At 57.5% G+C, this 1321-nt stretch carries 1 pseudogene; it reads right to left on the bottom strand.

What is annotated here, in order from left to right:
* Positions 1 to 300: 300 nt before the first annotated feature.
* Positions 301 to 1321 (bottom strand): annotated as a pseudogene (locus J7439_RS25460) (hypothetical protein); the annotation flags it as partial.

The following is a 1321-nucleotide window of genomic DNA, read 5'->3' as shown; positions in this document are numbered from 1 at the left end:
CTTGCCACTGTTCAGAAGTACGGCGGTTAGGTTGTTTTTGATTCACGGCTCGCTCCTGTTTTTGAAACAGGGGTTAGCGTGGCAGACAGATGATGGGTTTTGAAGACGTCCTTAAATAAGCGCTTACACCCTGTGAAAGCATATATTTCTGGCTCCTTGTGTCGGCACTCTCCTTCGTTACAACTCCGGTCGCTACGGCTATGCTCCCTCCGTTGTGCCTCGCATAGTACCAGCCCAAGAAGCCAGAAATATTCGATTCCATATGGCCAGCTACCCCAGCTCAGTCAGTCTGTACCGAACTCATTCATGGTCTGGATCCTGCGCAGGAACACTCTGCCTGTTCATTCGTTCCCGGATTCCCTGAATACCCCGGGATACTGAGTTGACCGCAGAGCTTGCCAGTTCTTTACCACGAGTCAGTGGTTTCATCGCCAGCTCCTGACCACGCAACCCCTCCTGGTAACCGGTAATCCATTGATAGGTTGAATAGCCGGCAATCCCCAATCCGCCCGCTGCCAGAAGGGAACCTGTGGTAATTCCCATCGCAGCGGCTGTTGTCGCTGTAGCGGCATTACTGCCGTCCACCGCCGGGGTGTCGGCAACCCTACCGTCCACCGCGGGGATATCGGCAACCCCTACTCCATCGCCAACACTCCTCCGCTCAATGCGGTGGGGTGCATCCCAACCCTTGCTTTCGAACCTGCTGTTCACCACCGTGGTGTTGGCAACCGTTCCTCCATCGTAAACCACTCCCGCCCCGATGCCGGCGTGTGCATAGTTACCCGAGGTTTCGACCGTGCTGTCCACCGCCGTGGTGTTGGCAACCGTTCCTCCATCGTAAACCACTCCCCCCCCGATGCCGGCGTTTGCAAATTTACCCGAGGTTTTGACCGTGCTGTCCAGCGCCGTGGTGTTGGCAACCGTTCCTCCATCTAAAACCACCCCTCCCCCGATGCCGGCGTATGCAAGTTTACCCGAGGTTTCCACCGTGCTGTTCATCGCCGTGGTGTTGGCAACCGTTCCTCCATCGTAAACCACTCCCCCCCCAATGGCAGCTTTGGCATGGTCTTCCGAGGTTACGACCGTGCTGTTCACCGCCGTGGTGTTGGCAACCGTTGCTCCATGGTTAACCACCCCGCCTCCGATGCCGGCGTGTGCACTCATACGCGAGGTTTCGACCCTGCTGTTCAACGCTGTGGTGTCGGTAACCGTTCCTCCAACGCCAGCCCACCTCCTGATGTCGTCGTTGGTATTGACATCCGAGGATCTGGCAAGCTTTTTCCCGGCACCAACCCACCCACCCCCGATGCCGGCGTGTGCC

This window comes from Salinisphaera sp. G21_0 (assembly GCF_017744115.1).
Lineage (GTDB): Bacteria > Pseudomonadota > Gammaproteobacteria > Pseudomonadales > Endozoicomonadaceae > Endozoicomonas.
The sequence above is the reverse complement of the archived record's forward strand: the minus strand, read 5'-3'. Positions and strand labels throughout refer to the sequence as shown.